This is a genomic window from Amycolatopsis sp. cmx-4-54, assembly GCF_046548895.1.
Classification (GTDB): domain Bacteria; phylum Actinomycetota; class Actinomycetes; order Mycobacteriales; family Pseudonocardiaceae; genus Amycolatopsis.
This window is the reverse complement of record NZ_JAEBEJ010000010.1, coordinates 279,376-298,392: the sequence shown is the minus strand read 5'-3', so window position 1 is coordinate 298,392 and position 19,017 is coordinate 279,376. Positions and strand designations below refer to the sequence as shown.

Annotated in this window: 17 protein-coding genes; 7 read left to right on the top strand and 10 right to left on the bottom strand. The window is 68.6% G+C overall.

What is annotated here, in order from left to right:
* The first annotated feature begins 41 nt into the window (after positions 1–41).
* Complete coding sequence (locus ACLJQ7_RS30630; RefSeq protein ID WP_410651624.1) at positions 42–1,211, top strand: S8 family serine peptidase; 1,170 nt, start codon at positions 42–44, stop codon at positions 1,209–1,211.
* A gap of 60 nt (positions 1,212–1,271) precedes the next feature.
* Here the strand turns inward: ACLJQ7_RS30630 and ACLJQ7_RS30625 are convergent, their stop codons facing one another.
* The 6 genes from ACLJQ7_RS30625 to ACLJQ7_RS30600 all read right to left on the bottom strand — a co-directional run bounded on the left by ACLJQ7_RS30625 (position 1,272) and on the right by ACLJQ7_RS30600 (position 5,516).
* Positions 1,272–1,649, bottom strand: a complete 378-nt coding sequence (locus ACLJQ7_RS30625) for a hypothetical protein (protein WP_410651623.1) — start codon at positions 1,647–1,649, stop codon at positions 1,272–1,274.
* Between the two features lie 10 nt (positions 1,650–1,659).
* On the bottom strand, positions 1,660–3,006 hold the full coding sequence (locus ACLJQ7_RS30620; RefSeq protein ID WP_410651693.1) for an alpha/beta hydrolase: 1,347 nt from the start codon (positions 3,004–3,006) through the stop codon (positions 1,660–1,662).
* Between the two features lie 29 nt (positions 3,007–3,035).
* On the bottom strand, positions 3,036–4,340 hold the full coding sequence (locus tag ACLJQ7_RS30615; protein WP_410651622.1) for a WXG100 family type VII secretion target: 1,305 nt from the start codon (positions 4,338–4,340) through the stop codon (positions 3,036–3,038).
* Positions 4,337–4,741, bottom strand: a complete 405-nt coding sequence (locus ACLJQ7_RS30610) for a hypothetical protein (RefSeq protein WP_410651621.1) — start codon at positions 4,739–4,741, stop codon at positions 4,337–4,339. The genes ACLJQ7_RS30615 and ACLJQ7_RS30610 overlap by 4 nt, the downstream gene beginning before the upstream one ends.
* Before the next feature lie 109 nt (positions 4,742–4,850).
* The gene (locus ACLJQ7_RS30605; RefSeq protein WP_005155348.1) at positions 4,851–5,153 is read right to left on the bottom strand and encodes a hypothetical protein; all 303 of its coding nucleotides are present in this window, start codon (positions 5,151–5,153) and stop codon (positions 4,851–4,853) included.
* Positions 5,154–5,174: 21 nt separating this feature from the next.
* Entirely contained in the window at positions 5,175–5,516 is a 342-nt protein-coding gene (locus ACLJQ7_RS30600) for a WXG100 family type VII secretion target (RefSeq protein WP_073848466.1), read from the bottom strand.
* A 229-nt stretch (positions 5,517–5,745) separates the two neighbouring features.
* Here ACLJQ7_RS30600 and ACLJQ7_RS30595 point away from each other — a divergent pair, with 229 nt between their 5' ends.
* Both ACLJQ7_RS30595 and ACLJQ7_RS30590 read left to right on the top strand, forming a co-directional pair.
* Positions 5,746–6,699: a hypothetical protein gene (locus ACLJQ7_RS30595; protein ID WP_410651620.1), complete on the top strand. Its 954-nt coding sequence runs from the start codon at positions 5,746–5,748 to the stop codon at positions 6,697–6,699.
* 67 nt (positions 6,700–6,766) lie between these two features.
* Positions 6,767–7,513, top strand: a complete 747-nt coding sequence (locus ACLJQ7_RS30590; protein WP_410651619.1) for a hypothetical protein — start codon at positions 6,767–6,769, stop codon at positions 7,511–7,513.
* Positions 7,514–7,577: 64 nt separating this feature from the next.
* Here ACLJQ7_RS30590 and ACLJQ7_RS30585 read toward each other — a convergent pair whose 3' ends face one another.
* Positions 7,578–8,276, bottom strand: coding sequence for a S1 family peptidase (locus tag ACLJQ7_RS30585; protein ID WP_410651692.1), 699 nt, complete (start codon positions 8,274–8,276; stop codon positions 7,578–7,580).
* 203 nt (positions 8,277–8,479) lie between these two features.
* Here ACLJQ7_RS30585 and cpt point away from each other — a divergent pair, with 203 nt between their 5' ends.
* Positions 8,480–9,001 carry a chloramphenicol phosphotransferase CPT gene (cpt, locus tag ACLJQ7_RS30580; RefSeq protein ID WP_410651618.1) on the top strand — a complete coding sequence of 174 codons (522 nt, stop codon included), beginning with the start codon at positions 8,480–8,482 and terminating at the stop codon, positions 8,999–9,001.
* 363 nt (positions 9,002–9,364) lie between these two features.
* Here the strand turns inward: cpt and ACLJQ7_RS30575 are convergent, their stop codons facing one another.
* From ACLJQ7_RS30575 to eccCa, 3 genes are all read right to left on the bottom strand, one after another.
* Positions 9,365–10,402: a DUF222 domain-containing protein gene (locus ACLJQ7_RS30575; protein WP_410651691.1), complete on the bottom strand. Its 1,038-nt coding sequence runs from the start codon at positions 10,400–10,402 to the stop codon at positions 9,365–9,367.
* A 761-nt stretch (positions 10,403–11,163) separates the two neighbouring features.
* Positions 11,164–11,526, bottom strand: a complete 363-nt coding sequence (locus ACLJQ7_RS30570) for a serine hydrolase (protein WP_410651617.1) — start codon at positions 11,524–11,526, stop codon at positions 11,164–11,166.
* A gap of 181 nt (positions 11,527–11,707) precedes the next feature.
* Positions 11,708–15,649 carry a type VII secretion protein EccCa gene (gene eccCa / locus ACLJQ7_RS30565; protein WP_410651616.1) on the bottom strand — a complete coding sequence of 1,314 codons (3,942 nt, stop codon included), beginning with the start codon at positions 15,647–15,649 and terminating at the stop codon, positions 11,708–11,710.
* 152 nt (positions 15,650–15,801) lie between these two features.
* Here eccCa and ACLJQ7_RS30560 point away from each other — a divergent pair, with 152 nt between their 5' ends.
* Genes ACLJQ7_RS30560 through ACLJQ7_RS30550 form a run of 3 tightly spaced genes read left to right on the top strand, consistent with a single transcriptional unit; the run spans position 15,802 to position 19,013 of the window.
* Positions 15,802–16,581 carry a WXG100 family type VII secretion target gene (locus tag ACLJQ7_RS30560; RefSeq protein ID WP_410651615.1) on the top strand — a complete coding sequence of 260 codons (780 nt, stop codon included), beginning with the start codon at positions 15,802–15,804 and terminating at the stop codon, positions 16,579–16,581.
* 21 nt (positions 16,582–16,602) lie between these two features.
* Positions 16,603–17,646 (top strand): hypothetical protein, encoded by a 1,044-nt coding sequence (locus tag ACLJQ7_RS30555; protein ID WP_410651614.1) that lies wholly within the window; start codon positions 16,603–16,605, stop codon positions 17,644–17,646.
* Between the two features lie 2 nt (positions 17,647–17,648).
* Positions 17,649–19,013, top strand: coding sequence for a WXG100 family type VII secretion target (locus ACLJQ7_RS30550; protein WP_410651613.1), 1,365 nt, complete (start codon positions 17,649–17,651; stop codon positions 19,011–19,013).
* Positions 19,014–19,017 lie beyond the last annotated feature (4 nt).

Below are 19,017 nucleotides of genomic sequence, written 5' to 3'. Positions count from 1 at the left end.
GGCACTAGAATTCCCTTGTGTGACAAGGGAATTCTGGAGGAATGGTGGGCTTTGCCGGTAAAAGTGCCGTCGCGGGATGCGTGGCTTTCATGGCATCGCTCGGCATCGGAGTCCCGTCGGCGGCGGTCGCCGAGCAGTGCGCGAACCCGACGGGCACCTACACCGCGGCCGTCCCGTGGGGACAGCGGCTGATCGATCCCGTGCGGATCTGGCCGCTGTCCCGCGGCACCGGCCAGCTGGTCGCGGTGATCGGTACCGGGGTGGACGGCGGCAACGGCCAGTTCGCGCCCGGTCAGCTCCTCGGCGGCCAGGGCACCCAGGCCGACGACTGCGACGGCCGGGGCACCATCGCCGCCGGGATCGTCGGCGCGCAACCGGATCCGTCCACCACGTTCACCGGTATCGCGCCCGGCGCCAAGATCCTGCCGATCCGCTACACGCAGGTGAACGGCGGCGGCGACCCCGGGCAACTCGCGTCCGCCATCGAAACCGCGCTGAACCGCGGCGCCGGGATCATCCTGATCGCCGTCCCGGCCGCCTCCGACAGCCCCGCGCTGACCGGCGCCGTCTCGCGCGCCAAGGAGAAAGGCGCGCTGATCGTCTCTCCCGCCGCGGGATCGCAACAGGGCCAGACTTCCTACCCGACCGCGGCACCGGGCGTGCTCGCCGTGGGATCGACCAACCAGGCCGGTGCGGCGGTGCAGACGGAATCCGGTTCCTACCTGGGGATCTCCGCGCCCGGTGCCGAGCTGGTCAGCACGTCCGCGGGCGCGGGCGGGACCGTGGCGCACCGGTGGCCGGTGAGTGATCCGAGCCTGGCCGCCGCGCATGTCGCGGGTGTCGCCGCGCTCGTGCGCGCGTATCACCCTGAACTGTCGCCGGAGCAGGTCGTCACGCGCCTGACGCTGACCGCGCACCGCGGCCCGAGCGGTGGGCACGATCCCCGGCGGGGCTGGGGCGCGATCGACGCCTACGCCGCCGTTTCCGCCTCGATCCCGGCCGGTACACCCGGCCCGGGAGGGCCGCCGAGCGCCGGCCCGGAGACCTTCGTCGTCCCCGCCGCCGCGCCCGCGCGGGCCAACGCGGACAAGGTTTCCGGTGTGCTCGCCGTCTCCGGGGTGGCCGCGGCCATTGCGGCGGGCGTGGTGGTGGCCGCGGTCCGGCGGGGCAAGCGCAGGGGTTGGAGACCTTCGCGATTCCGCGCCTCGTGAGCGGCAGCGGTGTACTGGGGGACACCGCCGCCACTCACGAGGTTTTTCGCGACCCCTGGGTCAGGGGACGGCTACGCAGGCCGTCGAGCCCACGATGGCCACGCCGTCGCCGGCGCGGGAGACGTGCACGTTGAAGTCGGCGCCGTCACGGCTGAACTGCGCGATCAGCTCGCGCGGGTTGCTGCGGTCGCGCGTCCGCCAGCCCTGGCTTTCCAGCAGGGGCAGGACGACGTCGACGAGTTTGCGGATCGCGTCGGTCGCGTCGTCCACCCGAAGGCCGTACTGCCAGCAGAGCGACCGGCCCGGCCGGGCCGGGTCGCAGTCCAGCTCGCCTTCGACGGTGCGCTCCGCGGCGGAGCCGAAGGTGCCCGCGACGCCGTCGATGACCGCGGTCAGGTCCTCGGCCAGCGGGTCGAGCTCGGTGTTCCTGGTGATCATGGTGAACCCCTCACAAGCCTCGTCCGACGCCTTCGACGGCCATCTCGCGCAGCGAGCCACCGGTGAAGCCTTCGTGCGTGACCGCGCCGCCCGTGATCACACCGTAGATGTTGTTCCACGAATCGGAACCCGGCTTGAGCACACCGCTGTGGGACTCGAGGCCCCACTGCAGATCGCCGTTCGCGTCGCGGCCGGTTTCGAGTTCGACGACGCCGGGGAAGCGGTCGGGGTCCGCCCCGTGCCCGGCGCCGAGCCATTCGACGAGGCCCGCGTTGCCCTGTGCCACCACGATCGGGTCGAAGGGGGCCGTCATCGAGTACCGCTGCACACCGGCCTGGCTCGCGGGCAGGTCGGCCGGGCTCCAGATCCCGTGTCCCATCCCCGCGGACTCGACGTGCAGCACCTGGTCGGCCCGCAGTCCGAGCTGCTCGGCGAGCCCCACGGTCGCACCGCCGTAGCTGTGCCCGACGGCGGTGACCACGACGCCCGGCCCGGCGTGGCTGTCGATCTGGCCGCGCAGTTCATCGCTGAAACGTTTGAGCTCGGGCGCCATCGTCTGCGCGTAGTGCGCGGCCGGTCCTTCGGTGACGACGTTCTGCGGGAAGACCCCGTCGGCCCAGACCACCATCGCGGTCCGCCCGGTGGCGTCCGTGGCGACCAGGCTCTTGCCGAGGTCGGCGTAGCTCTGGAAGTTGCCGAACGAGGTGTTGACGCCGGGAACGAACAACCCGACGTTGCGCGTGCCCGGCTCGATGCGGCCGACCAGTTCGGCGATGCGCCCGAGCTCACGCGGATCGAACCGCAGGATCTGCCGGTCGTTGGCGAGGATGTCCTCGTACAGCGCGATCCGGGTGCGCGCGCTCGCGATTTCGTCGGCTTTTCCGCCGTGTGCCAGGAGGTTCGCGAGCCGCTCGCGTTCGGTGGTCAACGCGTCGGTGACCTTCGTGCGGTTCTCGGCGATCGCGGTGGCCCAGGATCCGGTGTCGGCCGCGCCGCCGACGCCTGCCGGATTCCCGGCCTTGGGCAACGGGTTCTCCGGCATCAGCGACCGGTACGAAGCGGCGATCTGGACGTCCGCGCGCCGGTAGCCGCCCGCCGCGGAGGTGAGTCCTTGGTGGATCACCGTCGCCTTGGTGATCTGGCCGTCGAGTTTGCCCGCGACGTCCTTGATCGTCTTGGTGTACGTCGCCGAAGCCGCGCTGGAAGCCGAAACCTGGCCGAACGCGGTCGCGGGGACGTTCTCACCCGCCAGCGCGGTCTGCGCGGTCTTGAGCACGCCGGCGCGCTGTTCGAGTTCGGCCGCCGCCGCTTCGAGCCTGGCGGGGGCGACTCGGTAACCGCCCGCACTGGATGCCATCACCGAGCCGCCTCTCCTGGTGGAAACGATCAGTACTGTTCGGGTTCTTCGCCGAGCACCGCGGGAGCGACCGGGGACGACTGACCCCAGACGTTCTCGGTCTCCACGAGCCACGGCGGAATACGCCGTCCGGAACCCATGTCGCCGCCCGCGCCCATGCCCATCGGCATCATGGGCATCATCGGCATCGCGCCCTTGGCCGCCGCCGCGCCCGCGGCACCGGCCGCTCCGCCCGCCAGGCCGCTCATCGCGCTGCCCGAGCCGCCGTCGCCCGCCAGGCCGGAGAACGCGGCCGGGACCTCACCGGGACCGGAGACTCCGCCGCCGCCAGCGCCGATCGCGCCGCCGTCCAGCGACGGCGCTCCGCCACCGCCGATCGGGATGCCGCCGCCGGCGCCGCCCGCGGTCGCGCCCGCCGCACCGGCGCCTCCGCCCGCGGGTTCGCCGTTCTTGTCCTTGCCGTCGTTCTTGCCGCTGGCCCATGGCGGCACCCGCGGCATGATCGAGCCGAACCGGCCGAACGCGGCGGCCGAGGCCGCGGCGAGACCGGCGGTGAACATGTCGCCGAACAGCGGGTTCGACTTGGGGACCTGGCCCGGCTGCCCGGCGGTGGGCGGCGTCGAGCCGTCCGAAGGCAGCGGGTGCGTGTTGTCGCCGGGAACCAGCCCGACGCCGGGCGTTCCGCCGATGTTGTTGCCGACCGAGCCACCCGGGGCGGTGCCGCCACCGGCGACCGGCGGCGGGGTGACGGCGTTCGGCGAGGCGGGAATGGACTCCTCCGCGGAGGAGTACTCACCCGCGAGCTGGGTCATCACCACGATCGCCTTGCTGTGCGCCGCGCTGGCCGCGCCCGCGGCCTGCTGCTGCGCTTCGACGTTCGCGATGGCCTGCTGCCGCTGCTGGGCGGCGCTGACGATCGTCGACGGCGACGAATCCGGGGGCAGGAGCGGGGGATTGACGGCCAGCGCGAGGTCCGCGGGGGAGACGTCGGGCACCGCGACCGGCGGCGGCATCTCCTTCTTGGCCTTCACCAGCGCGTCCGCCGCGTCCTCGAGGAGGTTGTTCATCGCGTGCGCGGTCTGGGCGACCTTGCGGATTCCGCCGACGAGGTCGCTGATCATCGTGTGGTACTTGTCGGCGGCGCCACCGGTCCAGTTACCGGAGAAGTCCTTCAGCTCGCCGGTGAGGTTCTCGGCCTGTTCGAACAGCCCGGTGCCGGTGGACTGCCATTTGTGGGCCGCGTGGCGTGCTGTGTTGGGATCGCCAGCCTGCAGCATGGCGTAGAGCTGCTGGTGCGAGTACGCGGCGAAGTTCGTGTGCGCGGTCTCGGTCATCCCTTGTTCCCCCCGCCGTTCGAGCCGCTGTTACCGCCCAGCACGCCCCCGAGGACGTTGAGCAACGGATCGAGCAGGCCGGTCTGCCTGCTCGAGTGGTTCATGTCGCCCGCCACCGAGTCGTCGGCCGCCGCGTAGCCGTCGGCGACGGTCGTCGTGACGTCCTGCGCGAAGGTGATCGCGCCCTTGACCTGGTCCAGCAGGCCCTGCATCTCGGCGACGGCCGCTCGGTGCGCCTTGTCGAGTGAACCCGCCTCCCCGAACTCGCCGAACAGCAACGGCTGCTCGCCAAGGGTCAGCAGGAAGTCGTTCGGCTTGGACATCGCGTGGATCTGGGTCTCCAGTTCCCGCACGAAGTCCTTCAGTGATTCCAGATGGACGTAGTACGACTGGTCTTGCATTGATCCCGGCTCTCTCGTGAACGGCCACGCCGACAAGGGGACGACTACGCGCAAAGCCGGCCGGCCGGTGCCGAGGGGGGTGAAAGCACCGGCCGGCCGACGGATGGGATCAGCCGGCGAACAGGCCCTGGTTGCGGTTCTCCAGGCTGTGCTGGAGATCGTGGGCGTCGCCGACCTTGCCACCGAACTGCGCGATGATCGCCACGATGTCCGCGGTGGCCTGGCGCAGGCGGGTTTCAGACGCGCGGGCGGCCTCACCGGCGGAGCTGCCGGAGGCGTACCAGGTCTGGGTGATCGGCTGCAGGTTCGTGTGCAGCTGTTCGAGCTGGGAGGTGAGCGCCTTCGCCTTGGCGGCCAGCGAGGCCGAGCTGTGCTGCAGCGCGGCGAAGTTGATTTCGACGACGTCAGCCATGATTGGTGGTCCTCTCGCGGATCAGGGGTTGAGCCGGTGGATCACGGTCTGGTCGACGGTTCCGCTGACCCCGGTCAGGCTTTCCCGGACCTGCTCGTCACCCGAGTTGTAGTTCCGGTTGCTCTCGTGCACGAGGCGCGACATCGTGTTGAGCTCGTTCACGGCGATGGTCATCTTCTCCTGCAGACGGCGCTGCAGGTCCCAGAACGCGACCGCCTGGTCACCCTTGTAGTTGTGCAGGGTCTGGGTCAGCTCGCTCTCCAAGCTGGCCATCGTGGTCTTGGCGTTCGACGCGGTTTCCTCGAACCCCTGGACGGCGCGCGCCATCGCAGCTGCGTCTGCCTGATATCCCGTACCGGTCATTGATGGGCCACCTCCTCTCATCTCGCTGGAAATCCCGGTGAGCACCAGGGGACGCCCTGTCTGCTCTTGTGAAGGACACGCTAGAAAAGAGGTGAGTGCGGTCAAACGGCACAACTGCCGGTCGCGTTGACGGCACTATTACCCACAGGCCGGCGGTAGGGCTTTCCCCACCCCCGATCAGGGGGAGTGCTCCAGTGTCCGGATCGGAGCTTCCCGGCACGCTCGACCCATGGTGGACAAGGGATCCAGGGTTGTGCCGCATCGACCGTTGATGATCTTGGCGGCGGCGATGGCGGTACTCGGGGTCATCGCGCTCGGCGGTCTCGTCTTCGACGATCGCAGCCTCGTCAACGCGCCCCTTTGGCTCAAACCGCTCAAGTTCACGATCTCCGTCGGGCTCTACGCGGTGACGCTGGCCTGGCTGATCGGGCAGCTGACCCGGGGCAAGCGGCTCGGCTGGTGGCTCGGGACGGTGTTCGCCGCCGGGCTCGGGCTGGACATGGCGTTGCTGTTCTGGCAGATCGCCATCCGCGGCCGGACGCTCCACTTCAACCGGGAGACGCCTGCCGACCAGTGGATCAACAACATGGTCGCGAACGGCGCCTTCACCGGTTGGGGAGCGACGGCGGCCATCGCGCTTCTCCTGCTGTTCCAGCGTCTTCCCGACCGGGCGATGAACTCCGCGTTACGCGCGGGTGCCGCGCTGTCGGTCGCCGGCATCGGGGTCGCGCTGCTGATGTCCGGGCCGAACGAACAGCAGATGGCCCAGTTCCGCGCCGGCGAACGGCCGTCGATCCTCGGTGCCCACGCGGTCGGTGTCCCCGACGGCGGGCCGGGGCTGCCGGTGCTGGGGTGGAGCACCGTGGGCGGGGACATGCGGATCCCGCACTTCTTCGGGATCCACGCGATCCAGGTGCTGCCACTGGTCGCCTTCGGGCTGCTCAAGCTCGCCCGGCGGTATCCGGTGCTCGAATCGGAATTCGTGCGGCGGAATCTGGTGCGAACCGCGTCGGTGGGCTTCGCGGGGGTGCTCGTGCTGCTCACCTGGCAGGCTCAGCGAGGACAGTCCATCGTGCACCCGGATTTCTGGACGCTGGTCGCGGGTGCGGGAATCATCGCCGTCGTGGCCGCCGGTTCGGTTCTTTCGCTTCGGGCTTCGCGGCCGATGCATCAATTGACGTGATCTTCGCGAAATTCGTTCGGCACCTTCATCGCGATCCGATAGCTTTCGGGACGACAAAGGGGGAACTGTGACTCGTAGACGGTTGACGGGCGTCGTGCTCGTCGCCACGGTGGTGGTGATCGGCGGGGTGGCCTGTTCGTCGGAATCTTCTCCCGACGCGGCCGCTCCGGCGGCGCCCGAAGTGTTCGGTCCGGCGGGATATCGCGGGCTGACCTTGGGCATGGCAAAGGACGCCGCGCTGGGGGGCGGGAAGCTCGCGACCGCGCCGACGTCCACTTTGGATGGTTGTACCGATTTCTCCTATGCCGGCGGTCCGGCACCCGACCCGGCGCGGATGAAGGCGGAAGCGGATGTCGAGACCAAGGCCAAGGAACTGAACAAGAAGGCCGACGAGCTCGAGGCCGATCCGGAGGCGAAGCCGGGCACGTCCGCGGAGGAGAGCGCCGAATCGGCGGGGAAGTCCGCGAAGGACGCTCAGCTGTTCGCCGACGCCGCTCAGGCGTCCGCGGACCTGGCGGGCAAGCGGGAGGAACGGGACAAAGCCTTCGCGGTCGCCGGAGGCGCTTCGTTCGGCAAGGACGGGCTACGTGAACTCGCCGCTCCTTCGGACGCGAAGACGGCCGAAGGGATCGGTGTCGGTTCATCGCTGATGGAACTCAAGGCGGCTTACGACGCCAAGGGGATGAAGGTCGGCGACAACGGCCGGTTCCAGGTTCCTGTCGACGGGAAACCGGGCTGGGTCTATGAGTTCACCGTGAACGGGGACAAGGTCGGCTCGGTGTCGATGATCGACCCGATGGCGAAGTGCGCCTGAGTTTTCGGGGCTTTCAGGCAGGTGAAAAGGGCCGTTCCTTTCGGACGGCCCTTTTCTCGTTGGGTCAGACTCCCGCGGTGGTGCGGATCCAGTCGCGGCTCGCCGCGACGCTGGCGTAGTTCTGGGTGCCCTGCGGGTTCGTGCCGGAGTTGCTGCCCGTCGAGCAGACACCGACCTGGACGCCGTTCGAAAGCTGCGGACCGCCCGAATCGCCATGCCAGGCCGAACCGTTGACGCCGACGCTGGCGATGGCCTGGCCCCCGTAGGCGTCGCTGCTGGTTCCGGTGATGCGGACGTTGGCCGTCTTCAGGACACTCGACGGCGGGTTGTTGCCCTGCGTGCGGCCCCAGCCGTAGATCTGGTTGGTGGTGCCGTTGGCCGGGTTCGCGGTGCCGAGCTTCATATACGTCGTGCTGACCGCGGTCGTGAGGTGCAGGAGGGCGATGTCGCCGCTCGGGGCGGCCTTCTGCTGGTCGACGTCGGCCTCGGTGCCCTGGTTCAGGTTGACGTTGCCGACCTTGACGTGCATACCGGGCTTGTTGAGGCAGTGCTTCGCGGTGAGGACCCACTGCGGGGCGATGATCGTGCCGGAGCAGTTGAAACCGCCGAACGCGGTGGCGTCGTCCCAGTAGATCTGGGCGCCCCACGGCGCGGAACTCACGGTGCCGCCGCCGATGATGTCCTGGCCCGCGTTCGCGGCGGGAGTGGCGGCAAGGGACAGCGCCGCGGCGGCACCGGCCACCGTTGCGACAATTTTGGACATACGCATGAATACGCCCTTCAGCCTGCGTCGGGGATTCCGTTTCGGTTTCACCAAGTTAGGCGGCGGTGAGGGTTTTGGTAACCTACTGAAGTCGGTGATCTGTTCTGTGCGAATTCCGGAATCGAGTGGATGATGCCCTTTGCCGTGGAGGTCTGTTGTATCCGGTTCGCTGGACGGAATTCCGCGGCGTTTAGGGTGTTCGCGTGACGACAGTGATCGTGCTGAACGGCGGCTCCAGTTCGGGTAAGTCGGGGATCGCCAGGTGCCTGCAAGCGGTGTTGCCGGATCCCTGGCTCACCCTCGGCGTGGACACCTTGATCGACGCCATGCCGTCCACGGTGGACGACGGGATCGACTTCGCGGCGGACGGCGAGGTGAGTGTCGGATCCGGTTTCCGGCGGCTCGAGAACGCGTGGATGGCCGGTGTGGCGGCGATGGTCCGGGCCGGGGCCCGGACCATCATCGACGACGCGTTCCTCGGCGGGGCCGCGTCGCAGCAGCGGTGGCGTGAGGCGTTGGCCGGACTCGAAGTGCTGTGGGTCGGAGTCCGGTGCGACGGCGTCGTGGCCGCCGGGCGGGAGATGGCGCGGGGAGATCGGGTCACGGGGATGGCGGAGGCGCAGGCCGAAATCGTGCATCGAGGCGTTGTTTACGACTTCGAGGTGGACACCGGGGTGACTGAAGCCTTGGCTTGCGCGCGGGAGATCGCGGCGCGGGTCGGGTGACTTCGCTGGGGCGGTGGTTGCGGCGGTGATCTGCCTTGCATCTACCGGGACTGCAGTTGTGAGCGTGGGATCCAAAGTGGACAGATTCGCCCAGGGTGTGATCGAGTCGCGAAGGTGCCCCCTGGGAGGCCTTCGTCGAGTCGGGCGGTGGTGCTTTGGAAGGGTGGGGTGTCGGTGTGTTGGCCTGACGTGAGTGTCAGGACTGTTGGGGTCAACCGGCGCCGAGGGAGGCATGTCGCATTTTGGCGGCGAGCCTTGTTCCGTCGTCGTGAGCAGACTCCAAAGTGGACATACCCGCCAGGGCGTGACCGAGCCATGAAGGTGCCCCTTGGGAAGCCTTCGTCGAAGTCGGGTGGCAGCGCTTTAGAAGGGTGGGGTGTCGTCGTCGGGTTGGGGTCGTGGGTCGTGGAGTGGTTCGGGGGTCGCGTGGTAGGTGTGGCCGGTGGGGGTGGTGATGGTCGTGCCGCCGTGGCCGGTGGGGGTGGTGGTCCAGCCGGGTTCTTCTTTGAGGTGGTTGTGGATTGTGCAGGCGGCGTGGCAGTTGTGGTGGTCGGTGTTGCCGTTGCGTGCCCAGGTGGTGATGTGGTCGATTTCGGAGAACTCGGCGGGGCGGTGGCAGCCGGGGTGGGTGCATTCGCGGTCGCGGGCTTTGATCAGGCGGGCGAGTGAGGCTGGGGATCGGTAAGTACCGGGACTGGCTTCGAGGAGTTGTCCGGTGGCGGGGTCGGTGATCAGCCGGGACCACGTGGAGGTGGGGTCGGCGGCGATCTCTTGGGCGAGCCAGCCGGGAATGGGCCCGTAGCCGGCCAAGTCGGCGGGATCGTCCCGCGCACCGGTGAGGGTCAGCAAGTCGACATAGACATGGATGTGTGCCCGGGGTGTGCCGTGGCCGTCCTCGGCCAGCAGCCGTTCGGCGAAGATGTCGGCCCGGTGCTGATCCAACGTCCGGGATTGGTCGGTTCTGCGGCGTGCCTTGGCCGTGTGGCTCAGTGACGCGTAAATCGAACTCGCGACCTCGGCGGGGAGCCAGCCCGACAGTTTCGACATGGTCTCGTCCTCGTGTTCCAGCGACACATGCCGTAACGCGCGTTTGGCCGCGGCGCGTTCCCGGTAGCCGTCGGGATCGAACTTCTGCACCGCGTGATCCACCGATTTCCGGATCGCGGCGGGGTCACGACCGGCCAGCCGCGTGGCCATCCAGGCGTCCACCTGGGCGGCGACCTCGTCGGACACCTCCCGGGTCAACTGGGTCACCTTCGACGCCTTGAACAGGTCGATGTCGCCGTTCTCCAGCGCGGCCAGCGTGTTCGGCAACCGCGCCACCAGCGCACACGAGGTTTCGACCAGCAGATACGCCTGATTGCGGGAGACCGAGAAGGCCAACGCGACCTCCTCGGTCACCGATCTTCGCGAACCGCCCACCCCGGCGAACCCCGCCAGCGAACGCACCTGCCGCCCCTGCGCTCGACGCAACATAACCTCCTCGTCCAATGCGGCATCAAGAAGGCGAGCAGCTTTCGGATTAAAAGCAAAAGATGTGGTCATAACCAAGATCATACTCGAACATGGGTTCGACCGCCAGGAATGGAGCGGGTGGCTTCAACTGGCGCGTGCACCTCCTCTAGGCTGGCAACCCTTTGCCGAACGCTTCGGCAGACTTGAGCTATCCCAAGGTCTGCCGCCTGTCATCGAGCTCGTTCTGTGCATATACGGACAAGTCGGTTTCCGTGCCGTTTCAGACGATCTTGAAGGCAAGTGTGCGAGGTTATATTGGGAGAAAAAGGAAATCTAGGCGCCTGAGCTGGTTTGCCTTAATCGCGACGAAAGCAGAAGTCGCCTCACGACAGGAACAGCCCGCACGAGTTCCTCGGCGCCCCGCCCCCACCGGGAAACGATCACGATCCCGATCGATCCACAGCACGCGCTGATCAGCGTTGCCACGCGCGGCACGACCGGTCGGCGGCGCGGACGGGAACGGGCTGAGCCACCACAGATAGCCGTAGCCGGGGTTCCGGAGACAGGGTGTCCAACTGCGCTCGATCCAGCTTTGAGCAATCCGTTGTGGAGATAGAACAGGGCGAGGTCGGCGGCGGAGATCCACAGCCCGCCTCCCCAGTGGGCGCCACCGCTGACCACCGGCACGGTCTCGCCGCCGATGGTGGTCAGCGACTTCCGGTAGCCGTGCCCGACGCGCCGAGCGGGCCGAAGACGTGTTCGTCCAGCACCGAAGGCAACGCTCGGCCGAAAAGGTGAGTGAGGGCCAGGCAAAGGAGGTTGACTCGAACGTCGTTGTACTCCCAGGCCGACCCCGGCGTACCGTCGCGGCGAGGGCCGTCCAGCCACGACGGTTTGCCCCAGAGGTACCCGTTCCATCCGCTGGTCTGCTGCGGCAGGTGATGCCAGCTGATCGAGGTCCCGGCCACTTCCGGCAGGTCGAGGGTGTCCGCCGCGGCCGACGCGGATCCGGGGACCAGCCCCCGGTCGAACACGATCCCGGCGACGATCGATACGACGCTGAAAGACATTTCCGGCGTATCGGGATTACCCCACGCGGTGATGCGCTCGCCGCCTTGAAGGATCACCCCGCTGGCTCCGGACGCCGGCCGCAGCGGCCCAGCACCTCACGATGCGAACGTTCGCTCGCCAGATGCGTGCGTCGCCGCGGGCAGCGTGGACAGCGGACAGATCCAGTGCCATGCCCCCAGGTTAGTCCTCCACAGGCTTCGTCCAAGCCACCTGCACCAGCCCCGTCCCATGCCGCCGCGACACGAGCACACCCCGCCCGGCGGGCTGAGGTCCGGGCTTCACTTCCCCGAGCAGCGCCCCTTCGTCCCGCGACCCGGACATCACGAGGCCGGGGGAACCCAGCTCCCGGATCCGTTGCAGCACAGGCTCGAACAGCGAACGCCCAGCCCCGCCGCTCCCGCGTGCGATGACGAGGTGGAGCCCGATGTCCCGCGCCTGCGGCAGGAATTCCAACAACGGCAGCAACGGATTTCGGCCAACGGTGGCGACCATTTCGTAGTCGTCGACGAGAACGAACAGTTCCGGACCCCGCCACCAAGACCGGTTCCGCAGCTGATCCGGCGTGACGTCCGCGCCGGGGAGCCGATTCCGCATGGCCTGCTGACATTGGTCGATCAACCCGGTCAGCACGGTCTCGGAACCCGCGTAGCCGAGCAGATGCGAATCCGGCACCGCGCCCAGCATCCCTCGCCGGTAATCGGCGACGACGATCGCGGCCTCTTCCGCCGAATACTTCGACACGATGCCTTGCGCGATCGCGCGCAGGAGCGAGCTTTTGCCCGATTCCACGTCACCGAAGGCCAGGAAGTGCGGTTCGGTGGTGAAGTCGAGGTACACCGGCCGCAGGTTCGATTCCGCGATGCCGAGCGTGACCTGCTTGCGCGGCCCGGCTTCCAGCGAGTCCAGCGGGACTTCGGGAGGCAGCAGCCGGACCTGCGGCGCCCCCGCACCCTTCCAGGCCGCCGAAATCCGGCGGTTCAGGTCCAGGCCGCCGGCACCGACGGTGTCCGGCCGCTGATCCGAGTCGATACGCGGGAGCGCCGCGAGGAAATGCAGCTTGTCCGCGGTCAGCCCCCGTCCCGGCCGGTCCGCCGGGACGTTCTGCGCGATCTTGCGGTCGATCAGCGAGTCCGCCGGGTCACCGAGCCGCAGCTCGAATTTGGTGCCGATGGCGTCGCGCAGCGGCGCCCGCATGCCCATCCACTGGTTGATCGAGACGACGACGTGGATGCCGAAACCGAGCCCGCGCGAGGCCAGGCTGGTGATCTGTTCCTCCAGCTGCTCGTATTCCTGTCGGATCGTGGTCCAGTTGTCCACGAACAGGAAGACGTCGCCGAACTCGCGGCCTTCCGTGCTCTCCCGGAACTCCGAACGCCGCTGCCGGAACGTCGTGATCGACTCGATCCCGTTGGCGGAGAAGAACTCCTCGCGCTGTTCGAGCAGGGTCGTCAGTTCCGCCACCACCCGACGGCAGCGCTGGGCGTCGCGCCGGGTCGCGTAGCCGGACACGTGGGGCAGCCCGGCGATCGGCGCCAGCGCGCCACCGCCCATGTCGAGCACGAACAGCTGGACCTCTTCCGGGGTATGCGTGAGCGCGAGCATCGCGGCGATGTCACGCATCAGCGTGCTCTTGCCGCTTTGCGGCGCCCCGACGATCAGGGCGTGCCCGGCGGCACCGGAGAAATCGGCCCACAGCATGTCGCGCCGCTGTTCGAAGGGCTTGTCCACCAGGGCGACCGGGATCATCAGCTTGCCGTTGCCACCCCAGCCCAGCGGGCACAGACCACGTGAAGGGGCTTCGCCGAGCGGAGGCAGCAGCTGGTCCAGCGTCGGCGGTTCGGCCAGCGGCGGCAGCCAGATCTGGTGCGCCTCCGGGCCTTTGCCTTCGATCCGCGAGATCATCGCGCCGATGATGGTCTCGCCGGTGCCCTTTTCGACCGGCTCCTCGGCTTCGACGGTCACCGGGATCTCGACCGGTGCCAGCGTGAACGGCATCAGACCGAGACTTTGCCCGTCCTTGCGCACGATCTTGCTGCGCGGCGGAAGTTCCCCCGAGACGTACGCGGCCTTGAGCCGGATGAGGGTGTCGTTGTCGGACTTCAGATACGCCGAACCCGGCACGGGCGGCAGCTGGTAGGCGTCGGCGACACCGAGCACCGCGCGGCTCTCCGACGCGGAGAACGTCCGCAGGCCGATCCGGTAGGACAAGTGCGAATCCAGCCCGCGCAGCCGTCCTTCTTCAAGCCGCTGCGACGCCAGCAGCAGGTGGATCCCGAGACTCCGGCCCAGCCGTCCGATCGCGACGAACAGGTCGATGAACTCCGGCCGCGACGACAGCAGCTCGCTGAATTCGTCGATGATCACCAGCAGCGACGGCAACGGCCGCAGGTTCGCGCCCGATTCCCTGGCCTTTTCGTAGTCGCGCACGGACGCGTAGTTCCCGGCCGCGTGCAGGAGTTCCTGACGGCGCAGCAGTTCGCCGTTCAGCGCGTCCGCCATGCGGTCGACCAGCGCGAGATCGTCGGAAAGGTTGGTGATGACGGCGCAGGTGTGCGGCAGCCCGGTCATCCCGGCGAACGTCGCACCACCCTTGAAATCGATCAGCGCGAGGTTCAGCTTCTCCGAAGAGTGCGTGACGGCGAGCGCGGTGACCAGCGTCCGCAGCAGCTCGCTCTTGCCGGATCCGGTCGCGCCGATGACCAGCCCGTGCGGCCCCATCCCGCCTTCGGCCGATTCCTTCAGATCGAGTTCGACCGGCCTGCCCTCGGGATTGACGCCCAGCGGGATCCGCAGCCGGTCCCGCGCGGACCGCGGCGTCCAGGTGACCTCCGTGTCGGTGTCCCGCGGATCGCCGATGCCGAGCAGCCCGGCCAGCCCGAACGTCGCCGACATCGGCGCCTCGCTGACCACCGCCGCGCCCTGGAACAGCGGCGTCAGCATCCGGGACAGCGCTTCGGCGGCCCCGCGGTCCAGGGTGTCCGGCTTGCCGAGGAAACCGAGCCGTTGCTCCGTCCCGTCGCCGACGACCATCCCGAGCTGCTCCGGGCTCAGGTGCAGGCTCAGCAGCCGTTCCGACGAGACCGACCGTGGCTGTTCCGCGCCGATCTCGATCACAGTGACGCCGAGCCTGCCCTCCTCGGCGACGAGCCGGGTGTCGCCGTGGGTGTGCCCGCCGTCCACGATCACGACGATCTGGGGGAGGTCCAGCCGGGCGTCCGGCCGCCGGGTGAACGCGGGCCGGTCACCGAGGTCGGGGCCGAGGAGTTCGGCGAGCTTCCCGGCGCCGGCGTCGACGAGCCGCCTCGGACCGGCGGCGTCGGCGGCGGTGGAGGCGACATGCGGCAGCCATTTCGCCCATTCCCAGTCGTGCAGCCGGTCGTCCTTGACGCACAACGCGATCCGCAGGTCGCCGGGGGAGTGGAAGGTCGCGAGCTGGGTCAGCAGTGCCCGCGCCGTCCCGAGCGTGTCCGGGCGGCGGCCGGACAGACTGACGTGCGCGAACGATCGCAGCGAGACCGCGACCGGGAGTCCGTCGACCGTCGAATAGGTGCGGATGAAGTGCTTGAGGTTCGTCGAGCACACCGGGTCGAGGTCTTCCAGCGGCACGGTCTGCGGCGCCTTCAACGGGGTCGCCAGCCGCTGCGGCCCGGTACCGATCCGCACCTGCCCGAACTGCGCGTCGGACCGGCGGCGATCCCACAGCCTGCCCGTCTCGACGCAGGCCCACAGATCCGCCGGGTCGGGTTGCAGCGCCGTCATCACCGCGCGCTGGTTGTCCGCGATGTCCCGGACCTGACCGCGCAAACCGGTCAGATACCGCTGGTAGTCCCGGCGTTCCTCGTTGATCTGCGCCTTCTTCTGCGCGCCGCCGCGACCGAGCGACATCACGACCATGCCGACCATCGCGGTGAGGAACAACGCGCCGAAGATGTAGGTCATCACGCCGCCGTCGCGTCCGATGTAGACGAACGACATGGCGCCCATGCCCAGCATCATCGGCATGAACATCAGCAGCTGCATGGCTCCGCCGGAGGAGCCCTTCGGCAGCATCGGCGGGGACTGCAGCACGATTTCACCGGGCTGTTCGCCCAGGGCAGGCAGGCGGTCGTGAGTGGCGCTCATCAGGGTCTTTCTGGCCGCTTGTGGGTAATCCTGCCGATCATTCTGGCCACTCGTGCCGCCCTTGCGGTGGGTACTTTTGCCGTCCGCTCACGTCTGGTGGCGAACTTACGCTGCTGGTCAACGAGACGTGGGGGAAGAGAGTAAGGAGAGCCATGGTCGGCACGGGCGAGTACCGGGCGGAGCCCGAGGCCATGCGCTCGGCGGTCGGGAACCTGGGCGGCATCATCATGCAGGGCATCAACGTCGTGGCCGACCTCGAACGCACCGTCCTCCAGCCGATGTCGTTCGCCACGTTCGGCAGCGCGGTGGCGGCGGCCAACACCGCCATGCAGAGCCAGCAGGTGGTCGCGGTCCGGACGCTCCTGCAACTGCTGCAGCAGATCAACGGCTTCATCAAGAGCAGTGCCGACGCCTACCAGGCCGCCGACGAGGCGGTCGCGGGCGGCTACGGCGGCCGTCCCGGCGGCGGCGCGGGTTCGGGGTCGTCGTCGATCTGGGGGAACTCGCACGCCTCCGAACTGGCGACGCTGGCCATCAACGACAGCGCCGGCGGGCAAGGCGAGCCGTCTTCGGTCGGCAACGTGCTGCGCTACCTGGGGGACGCGCGGCTGGGCCAGCTCGGCGACCACCCGATCACCGACACGCGGTTCCACGGCGTCTCGGACTTCAACGACTGGCTGGCCGGTGACGCCGACAACCAGGCGCGGGTCGGGGTCATCGAGGTCTACGCCGGTACGGCGCGCAACTTCGGCGACGTGCCGGGCGGGGTGCACAGCGGCGACGTCGTCGTGGTCGAACCGCTCCTGTTCTCCGACAGCAAGCCGATCATCGCCATCGCCGGAGAGGGCGGGCTGCTCTACAACCACGGAATCGTCGACGCGGACATCAACGGCCTGGCGAAGGTCAGTGTCTACCGCCCGGCTTCCGTCTGACTTCCGGCCTGAGGAGCGACCATGCTGACTTACCCCAATTCCAGCGCGATGGACGCCACGGCGTCCTCGGGCGGGCCGATCACGATCCTGCCGCAGATCCTCACCGGTCAGCCGGAGCAGATCGCGAAGCACGTCCTCGAAGTGCTCAAGAAGGCCAACGAGTTCCTCACCATGTACAACGAGGTGACGAAGGCCGCCGAGCAGCTCGGCAAGATCTGGTCCGGCGCCGCGTCGGATTCCGCGTTGAAGAAGATCACCGACTCCCTGAACTCGCTGACCAAGATCATCCAGGTCGTGCAGAAGGGCGCCGAACTGCTCGGCGTCGCCGGGACGCTGATCAAGACCGCGCAGACCGCCTACAAATCGGTGGTCGCCGCGGTGAACCCGACGGTCGCGGGCCTGATGTCGAATCCGTGGACCTACGGCGCCGCCGTCGCGCTTTCCACCGCCACCAGTGCTTCGCTGCGCGCGTTCATCACCGCGATCGGCGCGCTGCTGAAGGCGCTCGGCGTGGTCGACCTCGCCAACCAGATCACCCAGATCGCCACCATCATCGGTGAGGTCCAGAAACTGTTCGGGCACAACGATGCCGGGGACAACGGCGCGGCGGGCAACTCGGCGGTCTCGGGCACCCCGATCACCAGCCCGCAGGCGCCCGGCTCGGTCGCCAGCGGTTCGGGACAGGCCGCCGTCGGTGGCTCCGGTGGCGGAGCGGGCGGTGGTTCGACGCCGGGCGAGACGCCGCCGTTCACCCAGTACCGGCCGCCCGCGCTGGGCGGCAACGGCTCCCAGGGCAACTGGCCCGGCGGCGCCGACGCGTGGATCCCGGTGGACAGACCCTCGGGCGGTGGCGCGGGTTCCGGAGGCTCCCTGCCGGGCGTGGCCAACGGGAACACGGTCACCATCACCACCGACCTGAGCACCGGGAAGTCCACGGTGCAGGCGCCGGGCGGGCAGGACATCGATATCGACATCGATATGAACTACGGCGGAAGGCACTTCGAACAGCACATCGATATCGACGTAGACAACGCTGTCGCTGATTCACCGACCAAGGGCAGGTAGCCGTGTGGGGGAGCGGTGTCGTCGACGCGTCGGGCGTCGTCAGTTCGATCCTGTCGAATTACCGGCGGCTCGTGGTCGAGTACCAGCGGCGGGTCACCGGTGACCCTTCGGCACTGACCGCGGCGGGCCAGCGGTGTGGCGATCGGGCGTCGACGGTTTCGGGCCGGGCGGACGAGATCGGCAAGGCGGCGAAGGCGCTCAACGCGTCTTGGGAGGGCGACGCCTACACGGCGTTCTCCACCTCTGCCGCGAAACTGAGCCAGGAACTCGGCGAGCTCGGTGCGAAACTGAGCGACCAGTCGAACCGGCTGCGGGCGGGCGCACAGGCCCTGCAAGGCGCGAAGTCCTGTGTGGACTCGATTCTCGCTCAGTTCGATCAGTACGCCGCACAGCTCGTCAGCCAAGCGCGGACGGCGAACGCGAACGCGGTCAACGCGTTCATCTCCGCCGCCCGGCAACTCGGTGAGCGGGCCGCTCAGGCGGCGCAGGAGATCGCCGACGAACTGAGCGAAGAACTCGCGCGGCTGTTCCCGCCGGAGGGCACCGGCCGGATCGAGCACGAACTCGGCAAATGGGGACGCGGCCCGTTGTACTGGCTCAACGGCGAGACGCTCGACGGCCGCAAACGTCCTCGCTCGCATCCTTCCTGGTTCGGCAACTCCGGCTGGAAGAAGCTCACCTGGGACGGTCTCGAAGGCACGCGCGCCCCGCGCGCGGGTGACACCCCGTTCGGCAGGCCGAAGCCGGAAGGCCTGCGTGACAAGGCCTGGGGCAACACCGAGATCACCTACGCCAAGTGGAAGCAGGAGCAGGACGGCTTCACGCCGGGGTGGGACGCCAAGATCTCCTCGCAGGGCTGGGACGTCAAGGCGTCCGGGCACGCGGAACTGGCCGCCTTCAAGGAAGAACTCGAACGCAAGGGCGAGTGGGGCGTCGCTTCGGGCAGCGCCAAGGGAACCGCGTTCGTCGGCGGTGAGGTGAACGGCTCGCTGCAGGCGGGCGCGCACGGGGTCGGTGTGCACGCCAACGCGTTCGTCGGCGGCAAGATCGAAGGCGAAGTCGCGGCGGACGTGGCCGGGGTGGGTGTCGGCGCGAGCGGAACCCTCCAATATGGACTCGGCGCGCAGCTCGACGGCCAGGCCGTCTACGACGCCGGGCATCTCAAGGTCAATTTCAAGGCGGGTGTCGCGCTCGGCCTCGGTGCCGGGATCGGCGCGAAGATTGACATCGACCTGCCGAAGATCGCGGACACCGTCGGCGAGTACGGCGGGGCGGCCGTCGACGCGGTGAGCGGCGCGGCCGGCCAGGCGGCGGACGCCGTCGGCGAGGCGTGGGACGACGCGATCACCTACGTGGGCACGTGGTGACGGG

Bases quoted from the DNA above. Each gene is read 5' to 3' on its own strand.
- ACLJQ7_RS30630 (WP_410651624.1), top strand. From the start codon at position 42: ATGGTGGGCTTTGCCGGTAAAAGTGCCGTCGCGGGATGCGTGGCTTTC.
- ACLJQ7_RS30625 (WP_410651623.1), bottom strand. From the start codon at position 1,649: ATGATCACCAGGAACACCGAGCTCGACCCGCTGGCCGAGGACCTGACC.
- ACLJQ7_RS30620 (WP_410651693.1), bottom strand. From the start codon at position 3,006: ATGGCATCCAGTGCGGGCGGTTACCGAGTCGCCCCCGCCAGGCTCGAA.
- ACLJQ7_RS30615 (WP_410651622.1), bottom strand. From the start codon at position 4,340: ATGACCGAGACCGCGCACACGAACTTCGCCGCGTACTCGCACCAGCAG.
- ACLJQ7_RS30610 (WP_410651621.1), bottom strand. From the start codon at position 4,741: ATGCAAGACCAGTCGTACTACGTCCATCTGGAATCACTGAAGGACTTC.
- ACLJQ7_RS30605 (WP_005155348.1), bottom strand. From the start codon at position 5,153: ATGGCTGACGTCGTCGAAATCAACTTCGCCGCGCTGCAGCACAGCTCG.
- ACLJQ7_RS30600 (WP_073848466.1), bottom strand. From the start codon at position 5,516: ATGACCGGTACGGGATATCAGGCAGACGCAGCTGCGATGGCGCGCGCC.
- ACLJQ7_RS30595 (WP_410651620.1), top strand. From the start codon at position 5,746: ATGGTGGACAAGGGATCCAGGGTTGTGCCGCATCGACCGTTGATGATC.
- ACLJQ7_RS30585 (WP_410651692.1), bottom strand. From the start codon at position 8,276: ATGTCCAAAATTGTCGCAACGGTGGCCGGTGCCGCCGCGGCGCTGTCC.
- ACLJQ7_RS30570 (WP_410651617.1), bottom strand. From the start codon at position 11,526: ATGTCTTTCAGCGTCGTATCGATCGTCGCCGGGATCGTGTTCGACCGG.
- eccCa (WP_410651616.1), bottom strand. From the start codon at position 15,649: ATGAGCGCCACTCACGACCGCCTGCCTGCCCTGGGCGAACAGCCCGGT.
- ACLJQ7_RS30560 (WP_410651615.1), top strand. From the start codon at position 15,802: ATGGTCGGCACGGGCGAGTACCGGGCGGAGCCCGAGGCCATGCGCTCG.
- ACLJQ7_RS30555 (WP_410651614.1), top strand. From the start codon at position 16,603: ATGCTGACTTACCCCAATTCCAGCGCGATGGACGCCACGGCGTCCTCG.